The sequence below is a fragment of the Halomonas sp. Mc5H-6 genome (assembly GCF_024124705.1).
GTDB classification, from domain to species: domain Bacteria; phylum Pseudomonadota; class Gammaproteobacteria; order Pseudomonadales; family Halomonadaceae; genus Vreelandella; species Vreelandella subterranea.
The window spans coordinates 163457-179275 of the sequence record NZ_JAMXSI010000005.1 but is presented as its reverse complement, the minus strand read 5'-3'; the positions used below and the strand labels follow the sequence as shown (position 1 = coordinate 179275).

The 15819-nt window shown below is 59.9% G+C and carries 15 protein-coding genes; 8 read left to right on the top strand and 7 right to left on the bottom strand.

All coding sequences use genetic code 11. The features are described from left to right. Window positions 1–48: 48 nt before the first annotated feature. From NH395_RS09620 to map, 7 genes are all read right to left on the bottom strand, one after another. Window positions 49–438, bottom strand: coding sequence for a hypothetical protein (locus NH395_RS09620; RefSeq protein ID WP_253024365.1), 390 nt, complete (start codon window positions 436–438; stop codon window positions 49–51). Then, a complete protein-coding gene (gene dapE, locus NH395_RS09615; protein ID WP_253024363.1) occupies window positions 435–1607 on the bottom strand; it encodes a succinyl-diaminopimelate desuccinylase in 1173 nt (390 codons plus the stop codon). The genes NH395_RS09620 and dapE overlap by 4 nt, the downstream gene beginning before the upstream one ends. After that, entirely contained in the window at window positions 1594–2619 is a 1026-nt protein-coding gene (gene dapD / locus NH395_RS09610) for a 2,3,4,5-tetrahydropyridine-2,6-dicarboxylate N-succinyltransferase (protein ID WP_253024361.1), read from the bottom strand. The genes dapE and dapD overlap by 14 nt, the downstream gene beginning before the upstream one ends. A 30-nt stretch (window positions 2620–2649) precedes the next feature. Next, on the bottom strand, window positions 2650–2988 hold the full coding sequence (locus NH395_RS09605; protein WP_253024359.1) for a Spx/MgsR family RNA polymerase-binding regulatory protein: 339 nt from the start codon (window positions 2986–2988) through the stop codon (window positions 2650–2652). A gap of 41 nt (window positions 2989–3029) precedes the next feature. Beyond that, a complete protein-coding gene (gene dapC / locus NH395_RS09600; RefSeq protein ID WP_253024357.1) occupies window positions 3030–4226 on the bottom strand; it encodes a succinyldiaminopimelate transaminase in 1197 nt (398 codons plus the stop codon). Between the two features lie 113 nt (window positions 4227–4339). After that, on the bottom strand, window positions 4340–7015 hold the full coding sequence (locus NH395_RS09595; RefSeq protein ID WP_092827652.1) for a [protein-PII] uridylyltransferase: 2676 nt from the start codon (window positions 7013–7015) through the stop codon (window positions 4340–4342). After that, a complete protein-coding gene (gene map, locus NH395_RS09590) occupies window positions 7015–7806 on the bottom strand; it encodes a type I methionyl aminopeptidase (RefSeq protein WP_092827650.1) in 792 nt (263 codons plus the stop codon). Before map ends, NH395_RS09595 begins: the two co-directional genes overlap by 1 nt. A 351-nt stretch (window positions 7807–8157) precedes the next feature. On the opposite strand from map, the gene rpsB reads away from it, so the two are divergent. The 8 genes from rpsB to rseP all read left to right on the top strand — a co-directional run bounded on the left by rpsB (window position 8158) and on the right by rseP (window position 15738). Next, window positions 8158–8913: a 30S ribosomal protein S2 gene (gene rpsB, locus NH395_RS09585; RefSeq protein WP_066319445.1), complete on the top strand. Its 756-nt coding sequence runs from the start codon at window positions 8158–8160 to the stop codon at window positions 8911–8913. Window positions 8914–9136: 223 nt separating this feature from the next. Continuing rightward, window positions 9137–10006, top strand: coding sequence for a translation elongation factor Ts (tsf, locus tag NH395_RS09580; RefSeq protein WP_092827648.1), 870 nt, complete (start codon window positions 9137–9139; stop codon window positions 10004–10006). Between the two features lie 123 nt (window positions 10007–10129). Further along, window positions 10130–10906 (top strand): UMP kinase, encoded by a 777-nt coding sequence (gene pyrH / locus NH395_RS09575; protein WP_066319449.1) that lies wholly within the window; start codon window positions 10130–10132, stop codon window positions 10904–10906. A gap of 4 nt (window positions 10907–10910) precedes the next feature. Then, window positions 10911–11468 (top strand): ribosome recycling factor, encoded by a 558-nt coding sequence (gene frr / locus NH395_RS09570; protein ID WP_066319453.1) that lies wholly within the window; start codon window positions 10911–10913, stop codon window positions 11466–11468. Window positions 11469–11558: 90 nt separating this feature from the next. Further along, window positions 11559–12350, top strand: coding sequence for a polyprenyl diphosphate synthase (gene uppS / locus NH395_RS09565; RefSeq protein ID WP_253024355.1), 792 nt, complete (start codon window positions 11559–11561; stop codon window positions 12348–12350). Beyond that, window positions 12343–13149 (top strand): phosphatidate cytidylyltransferase, encoded by an 807-nt coding sequence (locus NH395_RS09560; RefSeq protein WP_253024345.1) that lies wholly within the window; start codon window positions 12343–12345, stop codon window positions 13147–13149. The genes uppS and NH395_RS09560 overlap by 8 nt, the downstream gene beginning before the upstream one ends. After that, complete coding sequence (ispC, locus tag NH395_RS09555) at window positions 13146–14342, top strand: 1-deoxy-D-xylulose-5-phosphate reductoisomerase (RefSeq protein WP_253024343.1); 1197 nt, start codon at window positions 13146–13148, stop codon at window positions 14340–14342. Before NH395_RS09560 ends, ispC begins: the two co-directional genes overlap by 4 nt. A gap of 37 nt (window positions 14343–14379) precedes the next feature. Then, window positions 14380–15738: an RIP metalloprotease RseP gene (gene rseP / locus NH395_RS09550; RefSeq protein ID WP_253024341.1), complete on the top strand. Its 1359-nt coding sequence runs from the start codon at window positions 14380–14382 to the stop codon at window positions 15736–15738. Window positions 15739–15819: the final 81 nt, after the last annotated feature.

Below are 15819 nucleotides of genomic sequence, written 5' to 3'. Positions count from 1 at the left end.
TGGCCCCGCTTCGGCGGGGTCAAATGCGTTCAGGGCTAGCGATAACGCCTAGCGGCCGGAGTCGGGCCATTGAATGGGCCCTTCGCGGCCGTCGGGCAGTACCTGCCAAAAGCGGTCGGGGTCATCGCCGGGATGCCAGCCGCCCAGCGAGCAGCGAATTTCGGTCTGCAAGGCTTCAGCCGCGTACTGCGCGGCTTCCTGGTCGGTCTGCCAGGGGCTATGGCGGCTGTCCAACCACAGGCTGGCAAAGCCGTCGGCGGCTTTTTCCACCAACAATACGGGAACGGTGTGCCCCTGGCAGGTGCCCTGGGTACGCCATTTGCCTTTACCTGCCGATGCAAGCGGCGGTGCATCCAGGGCGTTGGCGAGCCACTCGTTTAGCGCCGAATGAACGACATCGGCAAGGTAAATCTCGATATCCGGGTAAGGTTCCATCATGCGCTTACCTCATCGGAGATGAACAACGCCTGCAGGGTAGCTTCGTAGATCCGGCTTAAGTCGTCCAGGTCGCTGGCGCGCACGCGCTCATCCACTTTGTGGATCGTGTCATTGAGCGGCCCCAGCTCAACCACCTGGGCGCCCAGGGTGGCGATAAAACGCCCGTCCGAGGTGCCTCCGCTGGTGGATAGCGCGGGACGCTCGCCAGTGATGGCTTCAACGCCGCGCATGGCGGCATCGACCAGCTCGCCTTCAGCAGTCAAGAACGGTTCGCCGTTGAGCATCCAGTCAATGTGATAGTCAAGGCCGTGTTGATCCAGGATCGCTTCACTGCGTGCCCTGAGGGATTCATGGGTGACTTCCGTCGAGTAGCGGAAGTTGAAGACGACTTCGACCTCACCGGGAATTACATTGGTGGCGCCGGTCCCCGCGCGAAAGTTGGAAACCTGGAAGCTGGTGGCGGGGAAAAAATCGTTGCCTGCGTCCCAGTGCTCGTTGACGAGTGCATCCAGCGCAGGCATTGCCTGGTGGATCGGGTTGCACGCTAGGTGCGGGTAGGCCACGTGGCCCTGTACCCCCTTGATATGCAGCACGCCACCCAGGGAGCCGCGCCGACCGTTCTTGATCGCATCCCCCAGGCGTGTCGTGGAGGAAGGCTCGCCGACAATGCAGTAGTCGAGGCGTTCGTTGCGCTCGCGCAAATGCTCGACCACCGCGCGAGTACCGTCTATGGCGGGGCCCTCTTCATCGGAGGTGATCAGAAAGGCAATACGGCCGTCGTGATCGGGATGCGCGGCCACGAACCGCTCGACAGCCGTGATCATTGCCGCGAGGCTGCCTTTCATGTCGGAGGCGCCGCGCCCGCACAGCATGCCTTCGTCGTTGATGCAGGGCGTAAAGGGGGGGAACTCCCAGTTGGTGTGAGGCCCGCTGGGCACCACATCGGTGTGGCCAGCAAAAGCCAGCACCGGGCCATGATGGCCGCGCACCGCCCAGAAATTCTTTACATCACCAAACGGCAGTGGCTCGATATGAAAGCCGAGCGCCTTGAGGCGCTCGATCATCAGGTCCTGGCAGCCCTCGTCATCTGGCGTCACCGATGCCCGGCTGAGCAGGTCAAACGCCAGCTGCAGCGTCGGTGATAAACCCTCTGGCTCAGTTATGGGCATGCAGCGCCTCGTTGAGCGCAATGGCGCTTTTATTGGTCAGGCACTCAATTCGGCCGCTTTGTGAGTGACGGCGCAGCAACAGGTCGTCCTGGCCCGCCAGCTCGCGTGCGGCGACGGTGCTGACCTCCTGGCCCTGGTCATCCAGCAGCGTCACTTTCGCCCCGGCGGTAATGTACAGGCCGGCTTCGACAGTGCAGCGGTCGCCAAGCGGGATACCAATGCCCGCGTTGGCGCCGATCAGGCAGCCCTCGCCAACTTTGATCACCATATTGCCGCCGCCGGAAAGCGTGCCCATGGTGGAGCAACCGCCACCCAGGTCGGAGCCCTTGCCCACCATGACACCTGCCGCAATACGTCCCTCGACCATGCCGGGACCTTCGGTGCCCGCGTTGAAGTTGACGAACCCTTCATGCATGACCGTAGTGCCTTCGCCCAGGTAGGCGCCCAGACGTACCCGAGCGGTGTCGCCAATGCGGATGCCCTGGGGGACCACGTAGTCGGTCATCTTGGGGAATTTGTCGACGCAATCCACCGACAGCGCGCGGCCTGCCAGGCGCGCCTTGAGGCGGCGGGCGGGGAGCTCTTCAATGTCGATGGGGCCTTCGTTGGTCCAGGCAATGTTGCGCAGCAGGCCGAACATGCCAGTCAAGTCCAGCCCGTGGGGTTTCACCAGGCGATGGGAAAGCAGGTGCAGCTTGAGGTAGACCTCCGGGGCGGTTTGCGGCGGCTGGTCGGTCTCCAGGAACATGGCGACCAATGGGCGCTGGCTGGACGCGAAAGACTCAGCCAGCTCCGCCTGTTCAGGATGGCCCGCTTTCTGAAGGGCATTGGCCAGGCGCGCACAATCCTCCGGCAGGAAGCTGATGGCCGCATTGCCCTGGGGGGCATCGACGACTTCTCTGGCGGCACTCACCAGGCTTTCCGGTGGGTTGAGCAGCGGTGCCGGGTAGTAGATTTCCAGCCAGTCGCCCTGGGTGTTTTGGGTGCCGATTCCAAGCGCAAAGCTCAGCATAACTGCGTTCCTTTAGGTCAGTGTTTCGTCTTAAAGTTTGTCGTAGTCGCCGTCTTTGTAGCCGACCAGAATGGTCTCGTCGTCGACTTCCAACAGGGGGCGTTTTAACAGTGTGGGGTGTTTCAAGAGCAATTCGCGGCCCGAGTTGGCATCAAAATCTTTTTCTTCATCCGATAACTCGCGCCAGGTTTTACTTTGCTTGTTGATCGCCTGGACCAGCGGGACGCGGTGCAGGATATGCTCCAGCAGTGCTGCCGACAGCCCGTCCTTGCGCAGGTCGTAGGTTTTAAAGGGAATGCCCTTCTCGTCCAATGCCTTGGCTGCCTTGCGGCAGGTGTCGCAGTTGCTGATGATATAAAGCGTTAGCATGTATGACCTCCTACAATGTCGTCATGCCGTCAATGTATGCGTTAGCCGCGCTCGACAAGTTGGCGTAGCCGCTCGGCGGCTTCAAGCGTGGGAGCAAGCTCCGCTACCAATGCCAAGCGTAGTCGACCACTTCCCGGGTTGTGGCCTTCGCGCCCGGGACGGCCCATCAAGCTGCCGGGCAACACGCTGACATGCTGCTCGACAAACAACCGCTGGGTAAAGGCAATATCGTCGCCACCAGGCACGGCGGGCCACAGGTAAAAACTCGCCTCGGGGGTGGGGAAATCCATTACCGGGGCGAGCACCTCTGTCACGGCGCCAAACTTTTCACGATAAGCCTCGCGATTGGCGAATACGTGGTTTTCATCCTGCCAGGCGGCGATGGAAGCGTGCTGCAGCGGCAGCGACATGGCGCAGCCATGGTAGGTGCGATAGCGCTTGAAGGGGGCCAGCAGGTCGGCGTCGCCCGCGACAAATCCGGAACGCAACCCTGGCAAATTGGAGCGCTTGGAGAGCGAGTGAAACACCACGCAGCGCCGGTAATCATCGCGGTCCAGCTCGGCGCAGGCTTGCAGGAGCCCCGGCGGCGGTGCGGCTTCGTCGAGGTAGAGTTCCGAGTAACACTCGTCGGAGGCAATGATGAAGTCGTGTTCATCGGCCAGAGCGATGAGTTGCTTGAAGTCGGCAAGCGGCGTGACGGCACCGGTAGGATTGCCCGGCGAGCAGATAAAGACGATTTGCACATCGCGCCAGGTGTCGGCGCTGACGGCGGAGAAATCCGGACGAAAGCCGTTGTCGGCGGTGCAGTCGAGATACAGCGGTTCCCCGCCGGCCAGCAGGGTGGCGCCCTCATAGATCTGGTAGAAGGGGTTGGGTACCGCGACTTTGGACGGGCGGCTTCGGTCAAGGGCGGCTTGAACGAAGGCAAAAATGGCTTCCCGCGTGCCGTTAACCGGCAGGACCTGGCGTTCGGTATCGAGGCCTGCAAGCGCGAAACGCTGGCATGCCCAGGCGGCAATGGTCTCGCGCAGGGCGGGTAGCCCGTTAGTGGCCGGGTAGCGCGCCATCTCGGCCTGATGCGCCACCAGTGCGGCCAGTGCGCCAGGGTAGGGTGCGTGCTGGGGCTCGCCGATGGTCAGCGGGATGTGCGCAAGCGCCGAAGGCGGCGTCAGGTCCGCCTTGAGGGCCGCCAGCTTTTCGAACGGATACGGATGCAGGGCGTCGAGATCAGGGTTCATGAGTATCCAGAACGCCGTGCCGGCGTCGTTGTAGGCGTCGTGTCGCGAAAGTAGCCGACGATTATAGGCAAGCGCCGCTGTCGGCTCAAATCCACCGGGGAGTGTGTTGCGACTTAAACCCCCAGCACCTCAATCAAGCGTTCGCGCAACTGTTGTTGGCGATCCGGGTCGGTCAGCGGCTCGCCTGCCTTGGTGGTGATAAAGAACACGTCCTCGACGCGTTCGCCCAGGGTGGCGATTTTCGCCGCGGAGAGCGCAATATCCTGCTCCATGAAGATGCGCCCCACGCGGGCCAGAAGACCCGGCCGGTCAGGGGCGCTGAGCTCGAGCAGGGTGCGGTCGTTGGCCGGGTCCTGCTCAATCAGAACCTCGGTGGCGACCCGGAAGTGCTTGAGCTGGCGCGGCGTGTGCCGCGTGACGATGTCGGGGTAGTCGTCGGGGTCGTCGAGTTCTTCCACCAGGTGCTGGCGCATTTCTTCGATGCGCGCCGGGTCGCGGATTGGCTGACCCTGATTGTCCAGCACAATGAAGGTATTGAGTGTCCAGTCGTTGTTGGACGTCGCGATACGCGCATCGTGAATCGACAGTCCCAGTTGTTCCATGGCGGCGGCGGTGGCGGCGAACAGGTCGTCCACCGAGCGGGTGTGAATGAAGACCTTGGTACCGCCTTCGGTCATGTCAGCCGTGGGCGCGCTGATCAATACCAACGGCAGCGGAGACGGTTGGTGGGCAAGAATGCCCTGGGTCTGCCAGACGATTTCGCTGGGCGCGTACTGCAGGAAATAGTCTTCGCCCAGCGAGTCCCACAGCCGGTCGATATCGGTTTCATCAACGCCAATCGTTTGCAGCAGTGAACGGGCTTCGGTGCGGGTTTCGCGCACCCAGTCGTCGCGGTCGGGCGGGTTTTTCAGCCCGCGCCGCAGGGCGCGCTTGGTTTCGGCATGCAGCTGGCGCAAAAGCGACGCCCGCCAGCCGTTCCAGAGCGTTGGATTGGTCGCATTGATGTCGGCCACGGTCAGCACATAAAGATAGTCCAGCCGCGTCTCGTTGCGCACTTCCATGGCAAAGTCGCGAATCACGTCCGGGTCGCTGATGTCACGCTTTTGCGCGGTCATGGACATCAGCAGATGGTGCTCGACCAACCAGCTGACCAGGTTGGTGTCGTGTTGGGGGACGTGATGGCGCTGGCAGAACTGTTCGACGTCCCGGGCGCCGATTTCCGAGTGATCGCCGCCGCGCCCCTTGCCGATATCGTGAAACAGCCCCGCGATCCAAAGCAGGTCCAGCTTGGGTAGCTGCTGCATCAGGGTGGCCGCGACCGGGAAGTCGTCCTTGGCCTCCGGCTTGCGGAAGCCGTGCAGGAACTTGAGTAGCCGAAGGGTGTGGGCATCCACGGTGTAGATATGAAACAGGTCATGCTGCATCAGGCCCACGGCACGGCCAAATTCGGGCAGGTATTTGCCCAGGATGCCGTAGCGGTTCATGCGCCGCAGCTGGCGGGGAACATTGCCCGGCGCGCGCATGATGGCCATGAACAGTCGCTGGTGGTGTGGGTCTTCCCGGTAGTGATCGTCGATCTGATGGCGATGGTCGCGAATCAGGCGGATGGTGTCGGCGCGGACGCCTTCTATTTCAGGGTGCTTGGCCATCAGCAAAAACAGCTCCAGCATGGCCGAAGGCTGTTCACGGAAGAGGTTGCGCGAACGCACCTGAATATAGCCGCCCTTGGTTTCAAAGCGTTCGTTGAGCTTGACCGTCTCCAGCGCCTCTTTGCCGCGCAGGATGACTTCGTCGAAGTGCTGCAGCAGCATGTCGTTAAGCCCGGCCAGGGCGGTCACGTGCCGATAGTAACGCTTCATGAACTGTTCGACCGCCAGGCCTTCGGGGGTGTCACGAAAGCCGAACATCTCGGCAATGGTGCGCTGGTGGTCAAACAGCAGGCGGTCTTCGGCCCGCCCGGTGAGCATGTGCAGGGCGTAGCGGACCTGCCACAGAAACGCCTGCCCCTGGCTTAATATGCGCAGTTCGGCATCGTTCATGAAGCCGTTGGCGACGATATCGGTGTATTCCTCGGTGCCGAAATGGCGCTTGGCGACCCAGCCGATCATCTGGATGTCGCGAAGCCCGCCTGGCGAGCTTTTGAGGTTCGGTTCGAGATGGTACTCGGAGTTGTTATAACGGTAGTGACGGGCAATCTGTTCCTGCCACTTGGCCTCGAAGAAGCGGTCCGCCGGCCAGACGTGGTCGGCATTGAGCCGCTCGCGCATGCGCTCACGCAGCGCTTCCGGACCGGCGATCAGGCGTGACTCGAGCAGGTTGGTGATCACCGTGACATCGGCGGCCGCTTCGCGCTCGCAGTCATTGAGCGAGCGCACGCTGTGGCCGATCTCCAGGCCAATGTCCCATAGAAAGGTGATAAAGGCGGTCAGCGGTTCGCGATAGGGAGTGTCGTCATCTTGCTCGAGCAGCAACAGCAGGTCGATGTCCGAATGCGGATGCAGTTCGCCACGGCCGTAACCGCCCACGGCCACCAGGGCGACGCCGTCGTCGGGCCAGTCGTGCTGTTCCCAGGCGATGGCCAGCAGTTGATCCAGATACCATGCGCGACCACGCACCAGATCGCGAATATCGGCCCCGGCACGAAAGCGTTCGTCCAGGCGGGTCTGAATTTCGCCAAGCGCTGCCTTGAACGGCGCGATGGGGGAGCGTGACCCCGCAAGCTCGGTGCGGAACAACTCAAGGTCGAACAGCGTGGTATCCGGTTCGAACCGGTAGTGGTGTAAAAGCATCAATGATTCAAGAAGCTGAAGTCTTCGTCGCCGCGTGCGGTCAGCACGTCAACGCCGGTGTCGGTGACCAGCAGGGTGTGCTCCCACTGTGCCGACAGGCTGCGGTCCTTGGTGACTGCCGTCCAGCCATCGCGTAACACCTTGGTCTTGTAGCCCCCGACATTGATCATGGGCTCGATGGTGAAACACATGCCCGCTTCCAGGCGGATGTCAGCGCTGGGCGCGTAGCCATCGTAATGCAGGAACTGGGGATCTTCGTGAAACTCGGCGCCGATGCCGTGGCCGCAGAAATCACGGACAACCGAGTAGCCATTGGCTTCAGCGTGCTTCTGAATCACGCGAGCGAGTTCCGAAAGGTGCACCCCGGGCTTGACCTGCTCAATGCTTTTATACAGGCATTCCTGGGTAATCCGGCACAGCCGCTCTCCCTGGATGGTCTCGCCGACCACGAACATCACGCTGGAATCGCCATGATAACCAGCGGCGGTGCGCACGGTGATATCCAGGTTCATGATATCGCCGTTCTTGAGCTTTTTGGCGTCGTCGGGAATCCCGTGGCAGACCACGTGGTTGATCGAGGTGCAGGTCGCTTTGGGGAAGCCGTGGTAATTGAGTGGCGCAGGGGTGGAGCCCAGCTCGTTGACGATGTACTCGTGACACAGGCGGTCGATTTCACCGGTACTGATGCCCGCCTGGACGTGGGGGGTGATCATCTCGATCACGCTGGCCGCCTGGCGTCCAGCTTCGCGCATGTTGTCGATTTCAGAAGGCGTTTTAATGGGAACGTTCATGGATTCTCGATGTTGACTCAGAATGGCAAGTTGAGCGGCAATAAAAGGCCCGCTGAACGGATGACGGCTTCATCTTGACGATGATCTATGGTATAAAGCCGCGCGCTTTCCTGCAATCGTCATCCGCTGCAAACTTTCTGCTGTCGAGGTCGATGAAGCATCAAAGCGTTATCACGGCATCGCAGGTTTCGTCGCTTACGGGCGGTTGAACGTTGCGGTATTGAACAGCAAGCCTTGAAAACACACATGCACCGGCACATGGTCCCGGGTGCCGCTGGCAGCGTCTGACGATGCCAATGGTCGGATCCATGGGGTGCGTGGAGGCCTAACCCGAGTTTCAGGAGTTTTATCATGTCTCACGTCAATATGCGTGACCTGCTCAAAGCAGGCGCTCACTTCGGTCACCAGACCAAGTACTGGAATCCGAAGATGAGCAAATTCATCTTCGGCGCGCGCAACAAGATTCACATCATCAACCTCGAACATACCCTGCCGGCGCTGAACGAAGCGATCGACGTGGTCGAGAAGATGGCGGCATCCAACAACAAGATCCTGTTTGTTGGCACCAAGCGCAGCGCTAGCAAGATCATCAAGGAAGAAGCCAATCGCGTAAGCCAGCCGTTCGTCAACCATCGCTGGTTGGGCGGTATGCTGACCAACTTCAAGACCATTCGCGTATCCATCAAACGCCTGCGCGAACTTGAAGCGATGCACGAAGACGGCACTTTCGAGAAGCTGACCAAGAAAGAAGTCCTGATGGCGACCCGCGAGCAGGACAAGCTCGAGCGTTCCGTGGGCGGTATCAAGAACATGGGCGGCCTTCCGGACGCGCTGTTCGTGATTGACGTTGACCACGAGCGTATCGCGATCAACGAAGCCAACAAGCTGGGCATTCCGGTCATCGGTGTGGTAGATACCAACTCCAACCCCGATGGCGTGGACTACGTGATTCCGGGCAACGATGACTCCATCCGCGCTATCCAGATTTACGTAAAAGCCATTGCCGATGCCTGCGGTCGTGCAAAAGAAGGTCGCGCCGACGAGTTCGTCGAAGTGACAGATACTGAAGAAGCCGCTGACGCCGACAGCAGCGCTGCCGCCGAGTAAACCGGTGGTCGATGCAGTGCCATCGCTGGCGCTGCATCATGTTAAGAGGGGGCCTGAGCCCCCTTTTTCCCGCTTTGGGTTAATGCTTGGAGTGGGCAGTCTTGGGCCGACATCAATGTCGGCAGCGTCGTGTAGAGTGAGATCATTCGGTCATGAACCGTTGCGACACTCGGCAGGGCGTTTAACTAACTCTCAGCTAGAACCATTTCAGAGGTGAAATCTCATGGCCGCTATCAGCGCCTCTCAGGTTAAAGATCTTCGCGAACGCACCGGCTTGGGCATGATGGAGTGTAAAAAAGCACTCACCGAAGCGGGTGGCGACATCGAAGTTGCAATTGAGAACCTGCGTAAAAGCTCCGGCTTGAAAGCCGCGAAAAAAGCCGGCCGCACCGCTGCGGAAGGCGCCGTTGTAACCCGCGTTGCCGACGATGGCAGCTACGGCGTTATGGTGGAAATCAACTCCGAGACCGATTTTGTGGCTCGCGATGACAACTTCATCGACTTCACCAACAAGATTGCTGATGCCTTCTTCGCTGCTAAAAGCGAAGACGTTGCCGCCGTGATGGACGGTGAGCTGGAAACCGCCCGTGAGCAGCTGGTGCAGAAGATCGGCGAAAACATTGGCGTGCGTCGTGCCGTTGTTGTCGACGCTGTTGACGGTGGCGTGGTCGGTGAATACGTTCACGGTGGCCGTATTGGCGTGTTGACCGTCCTTAAAGGCGGCAATGCCCAGGTAGCGAAAGACGTGGCGATGCACGTTGCCGCCATCAACCCCTCGGTTGCGCACCCGGAGAACATGCCTCAGGAAGAGCTGGACGCCGAAAAAGCGATTATCCTTGCTCAGCCTGACATGGCCGGTAAGCCGGAACAGATCGCTGAAAAAATGGTGCAAGGTCGCTTGAAGAAGTACCTGGCCGAAAACAGCCTGACCGAGCAGCCGTTCGTGAAAGACCAGAACCAGACGGTGGCCGAGTATGTCAAAGCGGCAGGCGGCGAAGTGGTCGGCTTTACCCGCTTTGGCGTGGGCGAAGGCATTGAGAAAGAAGAAGTCGACTTCGCGAAAGAAGTTATGGAACAGGCTGGCCGTCACTAAGGTCTGATGTTCCAGTTGTAGGTTGGCGTGCGCGCGAGCGCACGCCTTCGCGTATCCGGCCCCTGCATAATGAAAGGGGTGATGCCGCTTGTCGGCGCCCAGGTCTGCCCCAGGAGAATTGCCATGTCGCGTGATGTTCAAGAACCGCTTACCTCTCTGTCTAGCAAATCGAAAACCGATGGTTCCAAGTCAAAATACAAGCGTATTTTGCTCAAGCTGTCGGGCGAAGCGCTGATGGGGGAGCATGACTTTGGTATTGACCCGAAGGTGCTGGACCGGATGGCGCTGGAAATTGGCCAGCTAGTGGGTATTGGCGTTCAAGTGGGTATCGTCATCGGCGGCGGCAATTTGTTTCGCGGTGCGGCGCTCAATGAAGCCGGTATGGACCGCGTCACCGGTGATCATATGGGCATGCTGGCAACGGTGATGAATGCCCTGGCGATGCGTGATGCGCTGGAACGTTCCAATATTCGCTCGCGGGTGATGTCGGCGATCCCCATGAGCGGGGTGGTCGAGCACTATGACCGGCGCACGGCGATTCGCTATTTGACGTCCGGCGACGTGGTGCTGTTTTCCGCCGGGACCGGCAATCCTTTCTTTACCACTGACTCGGCTGCCTGCCTGCGGGGTATCGAGGTTGACGTTGATGTGGTGATCAAAGCGACCAAGGTCGACGGTGTCTACAATAAGGACCCGGTGAAACACCCCGATGCCGTCAAGTATGAACAGCTCACCTATGATGATGCGCTTGATCAAAAGCTCGGCGTCATGGATTTGACCGCTATCTGCCTGGTACGTGACCATGACATGCCAGTGCGGGTGTTTGATATGAACAAGCCTGGTGCCCTGCTAAATTTAGTAGTTGGGGGCAAGGAAGGCACGCTGATAGACAGAGGGTAACCACGTGATTAATGACATTCAGAAAGATGCCGCGGCGCGCATGAAAAAAAGTGTCGAGGCGCTGCACAGCAACTTTAACAAGATTCGCACCGGGCGTGCCCATCCGAGCATTCTGGATGCGGTGACCGTGGAATATTACGGCAGTCAGGTGCCGCTGAATCAGGTGGCCTCGGTCAACGTTGAAGACGCGCGGACGCTGACGATTTCGCCATGGGAACAGAGCATGGTGCAGAAAATCGAAAAGGCGATCATGACGTCTGACCTGGGGTTGAATCCGGCCAGCGCGGGCAACGTTATCCGCGTGCCGATGCCGATGCTCACCGAAGAGACCCGCAAAGGCTATATCAAGCAGGCGCGCAGCGAGGCAGAGCACGCGCGTGTCGCAGTGCGCAACGTACGCCGCGATGCCAACGGCGATTTCAAGTCATTGTTAAAAGATAAAGAGATCACCGAAGACGATCAGCGTGAAGGCGAAGAGGCGATTCAAAAGCTGACCGACAAGTACATCGCTGAGATCGATCAGGCGCTCGCTTCGAAAGAACACGATCTGATGCAGGTGTAAGAAGCGGATGTTCACGCCGCGGGCAGCAATGCTGCCCGCTCAGCCATCTTTGAGTGGCTTTTCTATGATTGATCTTTGGTGCAAGCATTCATGACGTCACCGCAGCTCCCCGGACAACGACCGGACGATGCCAACGCGATGGAGGTTGAGAAGGATTCGTTGCCGTCCCATGTGGCCATTATCATGGACGGCAACAATCGCTGGGCGCGTGCGCGGGGGCTTTCGGGCGCGCGCGGGCATCGCGCAGGCGTAGAGGCCGTCAGGGCGGTCATTCAGCGTGCGGCTGAGCGTGGGGTGGAAACGCTTAGCCTGTTCGCCTTCTCAAGCGAGAACTGGAAGCGGCCAGCAACGGAAGTCAATGCGCTGATGGAGCTTTTTCTGATGGCCCTCAAGCGAGAGGTCAAGAAGCTGCATGAGCGTAATATCCGCCTGTCGATTATCGGCGAGCAGCGTGGCTTTTCTCATGCGATCCAGAAACATATTCAGCGTGCCGAATCGCTGACCGCCAACAACACCGGTATGCACCTGGTGATTGCCGCGAATTATGGCGGCCAATGGGATATTGCTCAGGCAGCCCGCCGACTGGCTGAACAGGCGGTCGCTGGGGAAATTTCGCCATCCGCTATCGACGAAGTCCAGATGGACCAGGCGATGAGTGAGGGGGCTTATATTCCTCCCATCGATTTGTGTATTCGGACCAGCGGCGAACAGCGGTTGTCGAATTTCATGCTCTGGCAACTGGCTTATGCCGAGCTGCACTTTTCGCCGTTGCTCTGGCCCGATTTCCATGCCGAGGCGTTCGATGATGCCCTGGCTGATTTCTGTCGACGGCAACGTCGTTTTGGCATGACCGACGAACAGTTAGAGGCCCAGGGTGCTTAAGCAACGAGTGATAACCGCGGTCTGGCTAGCGCCTGTGGTGCTGGTCGGCCTGTTCGGTCTGCAAGGTGAGAGCTTTGCCCTGTTCACGGCCTCCGTCATGCTGCTGGGTGCATGGGAGTGGACCAATCTGGCAGGCGTGACTCAGACGCTCAAGCGTGCCGCGCTGGTCGCGGGCTGTGCCGCCTTGATGCTGGTGATGTGGACCAGCGGTATCGCCCAGGCCGAATGGCCACTGTGGGTTGCTGCGGTGGGCTGGCTGCTCAACCTGGTGTGGGTTACCCGCTACCCTGGCCTGGTCGCCCAATGGCATTCCACGTCAGGGCGGTTACTCATGGGGCTTTGGGTGCTGTTGCCGTGCTGGGTGGGGTTCAATATTCTGCGCGAGACCGGAGCCGTGTGGCTGCTGTTCGTCCTCCTGCTCGTCTGGTCGGCGGATATTGGCGCCTACTTCGCCGGGCGCCGCTGGGGGAGACGCAAACTGGCACCTCGGGTCAGTCCCGGCAAATCCTGGGAGGGCGTACTGGGCGGTATGACGGCCACGGCGCTTTTGGCGATTGGGTTCGCGTTCGCGCTGTCGCTGGGAGTGGCCGAAGGGGCGGCTCTGGTGGTGATTACGCTGCTGGTCACGTTGATTTCTGTGTTGGGCGATTTACTGGAAAGCATGCTCAAGCGCTACCGGGACGTGAAGGATTCAAGCCAGCTGCTGCCGGGACATGGCGGCGTGCTGGACCGCATTGACAGCTTGACGGCGGCGATTCCGCTGTTTGCGCTGCTCTACCTACAGGTGCTGGGCCTATGACCTCGATAACCCGACAGCGAGTAACGGTGCTGGGCTCCACCGGCTCCATCGGTACCAGTACACTTGATGTCATCGCCCGTCATCCTGATCGCTATCAGGTGCATGCGTTAACCGCGCATACCTCAAAAGAGACGCTGCTCAGCCAGTGCCTGCGCTTTCGTCCTGCCGTTGCGGTTCTCGCCAACGAGACGGATGCGGGCTGGCTGCGCGCTGAGCTGCAACGGGCAAACCAACCCACCGAGGTCATGGTGGGGCCGGAACCGCTATGCGATGTCGCCCGCGATGCCTGTGTCGATATCGTCATGGCAGCGATAGTGGGCGCGGCGGGATTGTTACCTTCGCTTGCCGCTGCAGAAGCGGGCAAGCGTGTGCTGCTGGCCAATAAAGAGGCGCTGGTGATGAGCGGTGCCCTCTTCATGCAGGCGGTCGCCCGCTCCGGGGCCACGCTATTACCCATTGATTCCGAACATAATGCCATCTACCAGTGTCTACCCCCAGAGCATCGGGGCGGGCTGTCACGCCACGGCGTTTCGCAATTGCTGCTGACGGCCTCTGGCGGGCCTTTTCGGACCTGGAGCGAGGCGGCCATCGCCCGGGTCACACCCGAGCAGGCCTGCGCGCATCCCAACTGGTCGATGGGGCGTAAAATTTCGGTGGACAGCGCCACCTTGATGAATAAGGGGCTGGAGCTGATCGAGGCCTGCTGGCTGTTTGATGCCCGCCCCGACCAAATTCAGGTGGTCGTGCACCCACAAAGCGTCATTCACTCGATGGCGGCATATCATGACGGCTCCGTGCTTGCGCAACTGGGCAATCCCGATATGCGAACGCCCATCGCGTATGGGCTGGCGTGGCCTGAAAGGATTGACGCGGGCGTCGAAGCGCTGGACCTTTTTCAGGTGGCACGGCTCGAGTTTGAAACCGCGGATGAAGCGCGCTTCCCGTGCCTGCCGCTGGCTCGTGAGGCGATGCGCAGCGGTGGTTTGGCGCCTGTCGTGCTTAACGCTGCCAATGAAGTGGCCGTCGAGGCTTTCCTGAATCACCGGCTGGGGTTTTTGGGCATCGCTCAACTGGTCGAAGAGGCGCTTTCCTCGTCTGTCGACGGGTCCGCCGATTGCCTTGAAAGTATTTTATGGACCGACCAGCGCGCACGTCAGCGTGCCGCTGGATGGCTGGAACGTTGGTCCGCTTAGCCTTAGAAGGCTGAGGCGCATATCGAGGAGTTTCCCTGTGGGCCTGATACAAAACATTTTAGCGGTGATCGTGGTATTGGGGCTGCTGGTTACCTTCCACGAATTTGGTCACTTTTGGGTGGCGCGTCGCTGCGGGGTTAAAGTACTGCGCTTTTCAGTCGGGTTTGGCAAACCGTTATGGTCGCGGGTTGACCGCCATGGCACCGAATTTGCGATTGCCGCCATTCCACTTGGTGGCTACGTCAAGATGCTCGACGAGCGCGAGGCGCCGGTACCTGACGATCAGCTCGACCAGGCATTTAACCGTAAAAGTGTCTGGCAGCGTATCGCCGTCGTGGCGGCAGGGCCGATTGCCAACTTCCTGCTGGCGATCGTTGCCTACTGGGCGTTGTTTGTGGCGGGCACAACCGCCGTTGCGCCGATGGTCGGCGAAACAGTGCCGGACTCCCCTGCCGCTGAAGCGGGGCTGGCCCACGGGGACGAGATCACCGCGATTCAGGGTGAAACCGTCAGCAGTTGGGAGGCGATCAACCTGAAGCTGGTATCGATGATCGGTTTCAGTGGAGAGCTCACCATTGAAGCTCGCCCGGAAGGTGGGAGCAATGTAGTGGTTTACCAGCTTCCGTTACGCGATTACATGACCCGCCAGGATCCACCACAGCCACTGGAAACACTGGGGTTGACCCCCTGGCAGCCCGATGTCCCGGCCACGCTTGGTCAGGTGATTGAAGGTGAGGCGGCCGCCGAGGCGGGCTTGCAGGTGGGAGACCGCATTATCGCGGTGGATGAAGAGCCCATTGCGGACTGGATGGATTTCGTCAACGTGATCCGTGGTAGCCCCGATGAGGCGTTGACGGTCGAATTTGAACGAGACGGCGAACGGCAAACCACGACCCTGACCCCCGGTCGTAACAATCTGGAGACGGGCGTTGAAATTGGGTACATTGGTGCGGGTGCCGAGCCTGTCGAATGGCCTGAAGAATATCAGCGCGAAATCCGCTATGGCCCAGTGGAGGCTGTCGGACAGTCATTGTCGCGCACTGCGGACATGACTTTGTTGACCGTTGACGCCATTCGCAAGATGCTGGTGGGACTGATATCGCCTTCCAATCTGTCTGGCCCTGTGACGATTGCCCAGATTTCAGGGGATTCTGCACGGGCGGGGCTGGAAGCATTTATCAGCTTTCTGGCGTATCTTTCCATCAGCCTCGGGGTGTTGAACCTGCTGCCGATCCCCGTGTTGGACGGCGGGCATCTGCTTTATTATTTTCTGGAGATCGTGCGCGGGCGGCCGGTCTCCGAGCAAACCCAAGCCATCGGCTTACGTATCGGGCTTGCCATGGTAGGCACCCTGATGCTGATGGCCCTGTATTTTGACCTGATGCGCCTCTGGTAACGACGCGTGTAGTGCCTAGGATGCCTTGTCATCTGCCTGCACAAATGTATATGGTGCCTGTTTGAATGCATAGGCAGACCA

Coding starts and splice junctions, on each gene's coding strand:
- ispC (WP_253024343.1), top strand. CDS start 13,146: ATGACCTCGATAACCCGACAGCGAGTAACGGTGCTGGGCTCCACCGGC.
- pyrH (WP_066319449.1), top strand. CDS start 10,130: ATGTCGCGTGATGTTCAAGAACCGCTTACCTCTCTGTCTAGCAAATCG.
- uppS (WP_253024355.1), top strand. CDS start 11,559: ATGACGTCACCGCAGCTCCCCGGACAACGACCGGACGATGCCAACGCG.
- rpsB (WP_066319445.1), top strand. CDS start 8,158: ATGTCTCACGTCAATATGCGTGACCTGCTCAAAGCAGGCGCTCACTTC.
- dapC (WP_253024357.1), bottom strand. CDS start 4,226: ATGAACCCTGATCTCGACGCCCTGCATCCGTATCCGTTCGAAAAGCTG.
- tsf (WP_092827648.1), top strand. CDS start 9,137: ATGGCCGCTATCAGCGCCTCTCAGGTTAAAGATCTTCGCGAACGCACC.
- NH395_RS09595 (WP_092827652.1), bottom strand. CDS start 7,015: ATGCTTTTACACCACTACCGGTTCGAACCGGATACCACGCTGTTCGAC.
- dapD (WP_253024361.1), bottom strand. CDS start 2,619: ATGCTGAGCTTTGCGCTTGGAATCGGCACCCAAAACACCCAGGGCGAC.
- NH395_RS09620 (WP_253024365.1), bottom strand. CDS start 438: ATGATGGAACCTTACCCGGATATCGAGATTTACCTTGCCGATGTCGTT.
- NH395_RS09605 (WP_253024359.1), bottom strand. CDS start 2,988: ATGCTAACGCTTTATATCATCAGCAACTGCGACACCTGCCGCAAGGCA.
- map (WP_092827650.1), bottom strand. CDS start 7,806: ATGAACGTTCCCATTAAAACGCCTTCTGAAATCGACAACATGCGCGAA.
- dapE (WP_253024363.1), bottom strand. CDS start 1,607: ATGCCCATAACTGAGCCAGAGGGTTTATCACCGACGCTGCAGCTGGCG.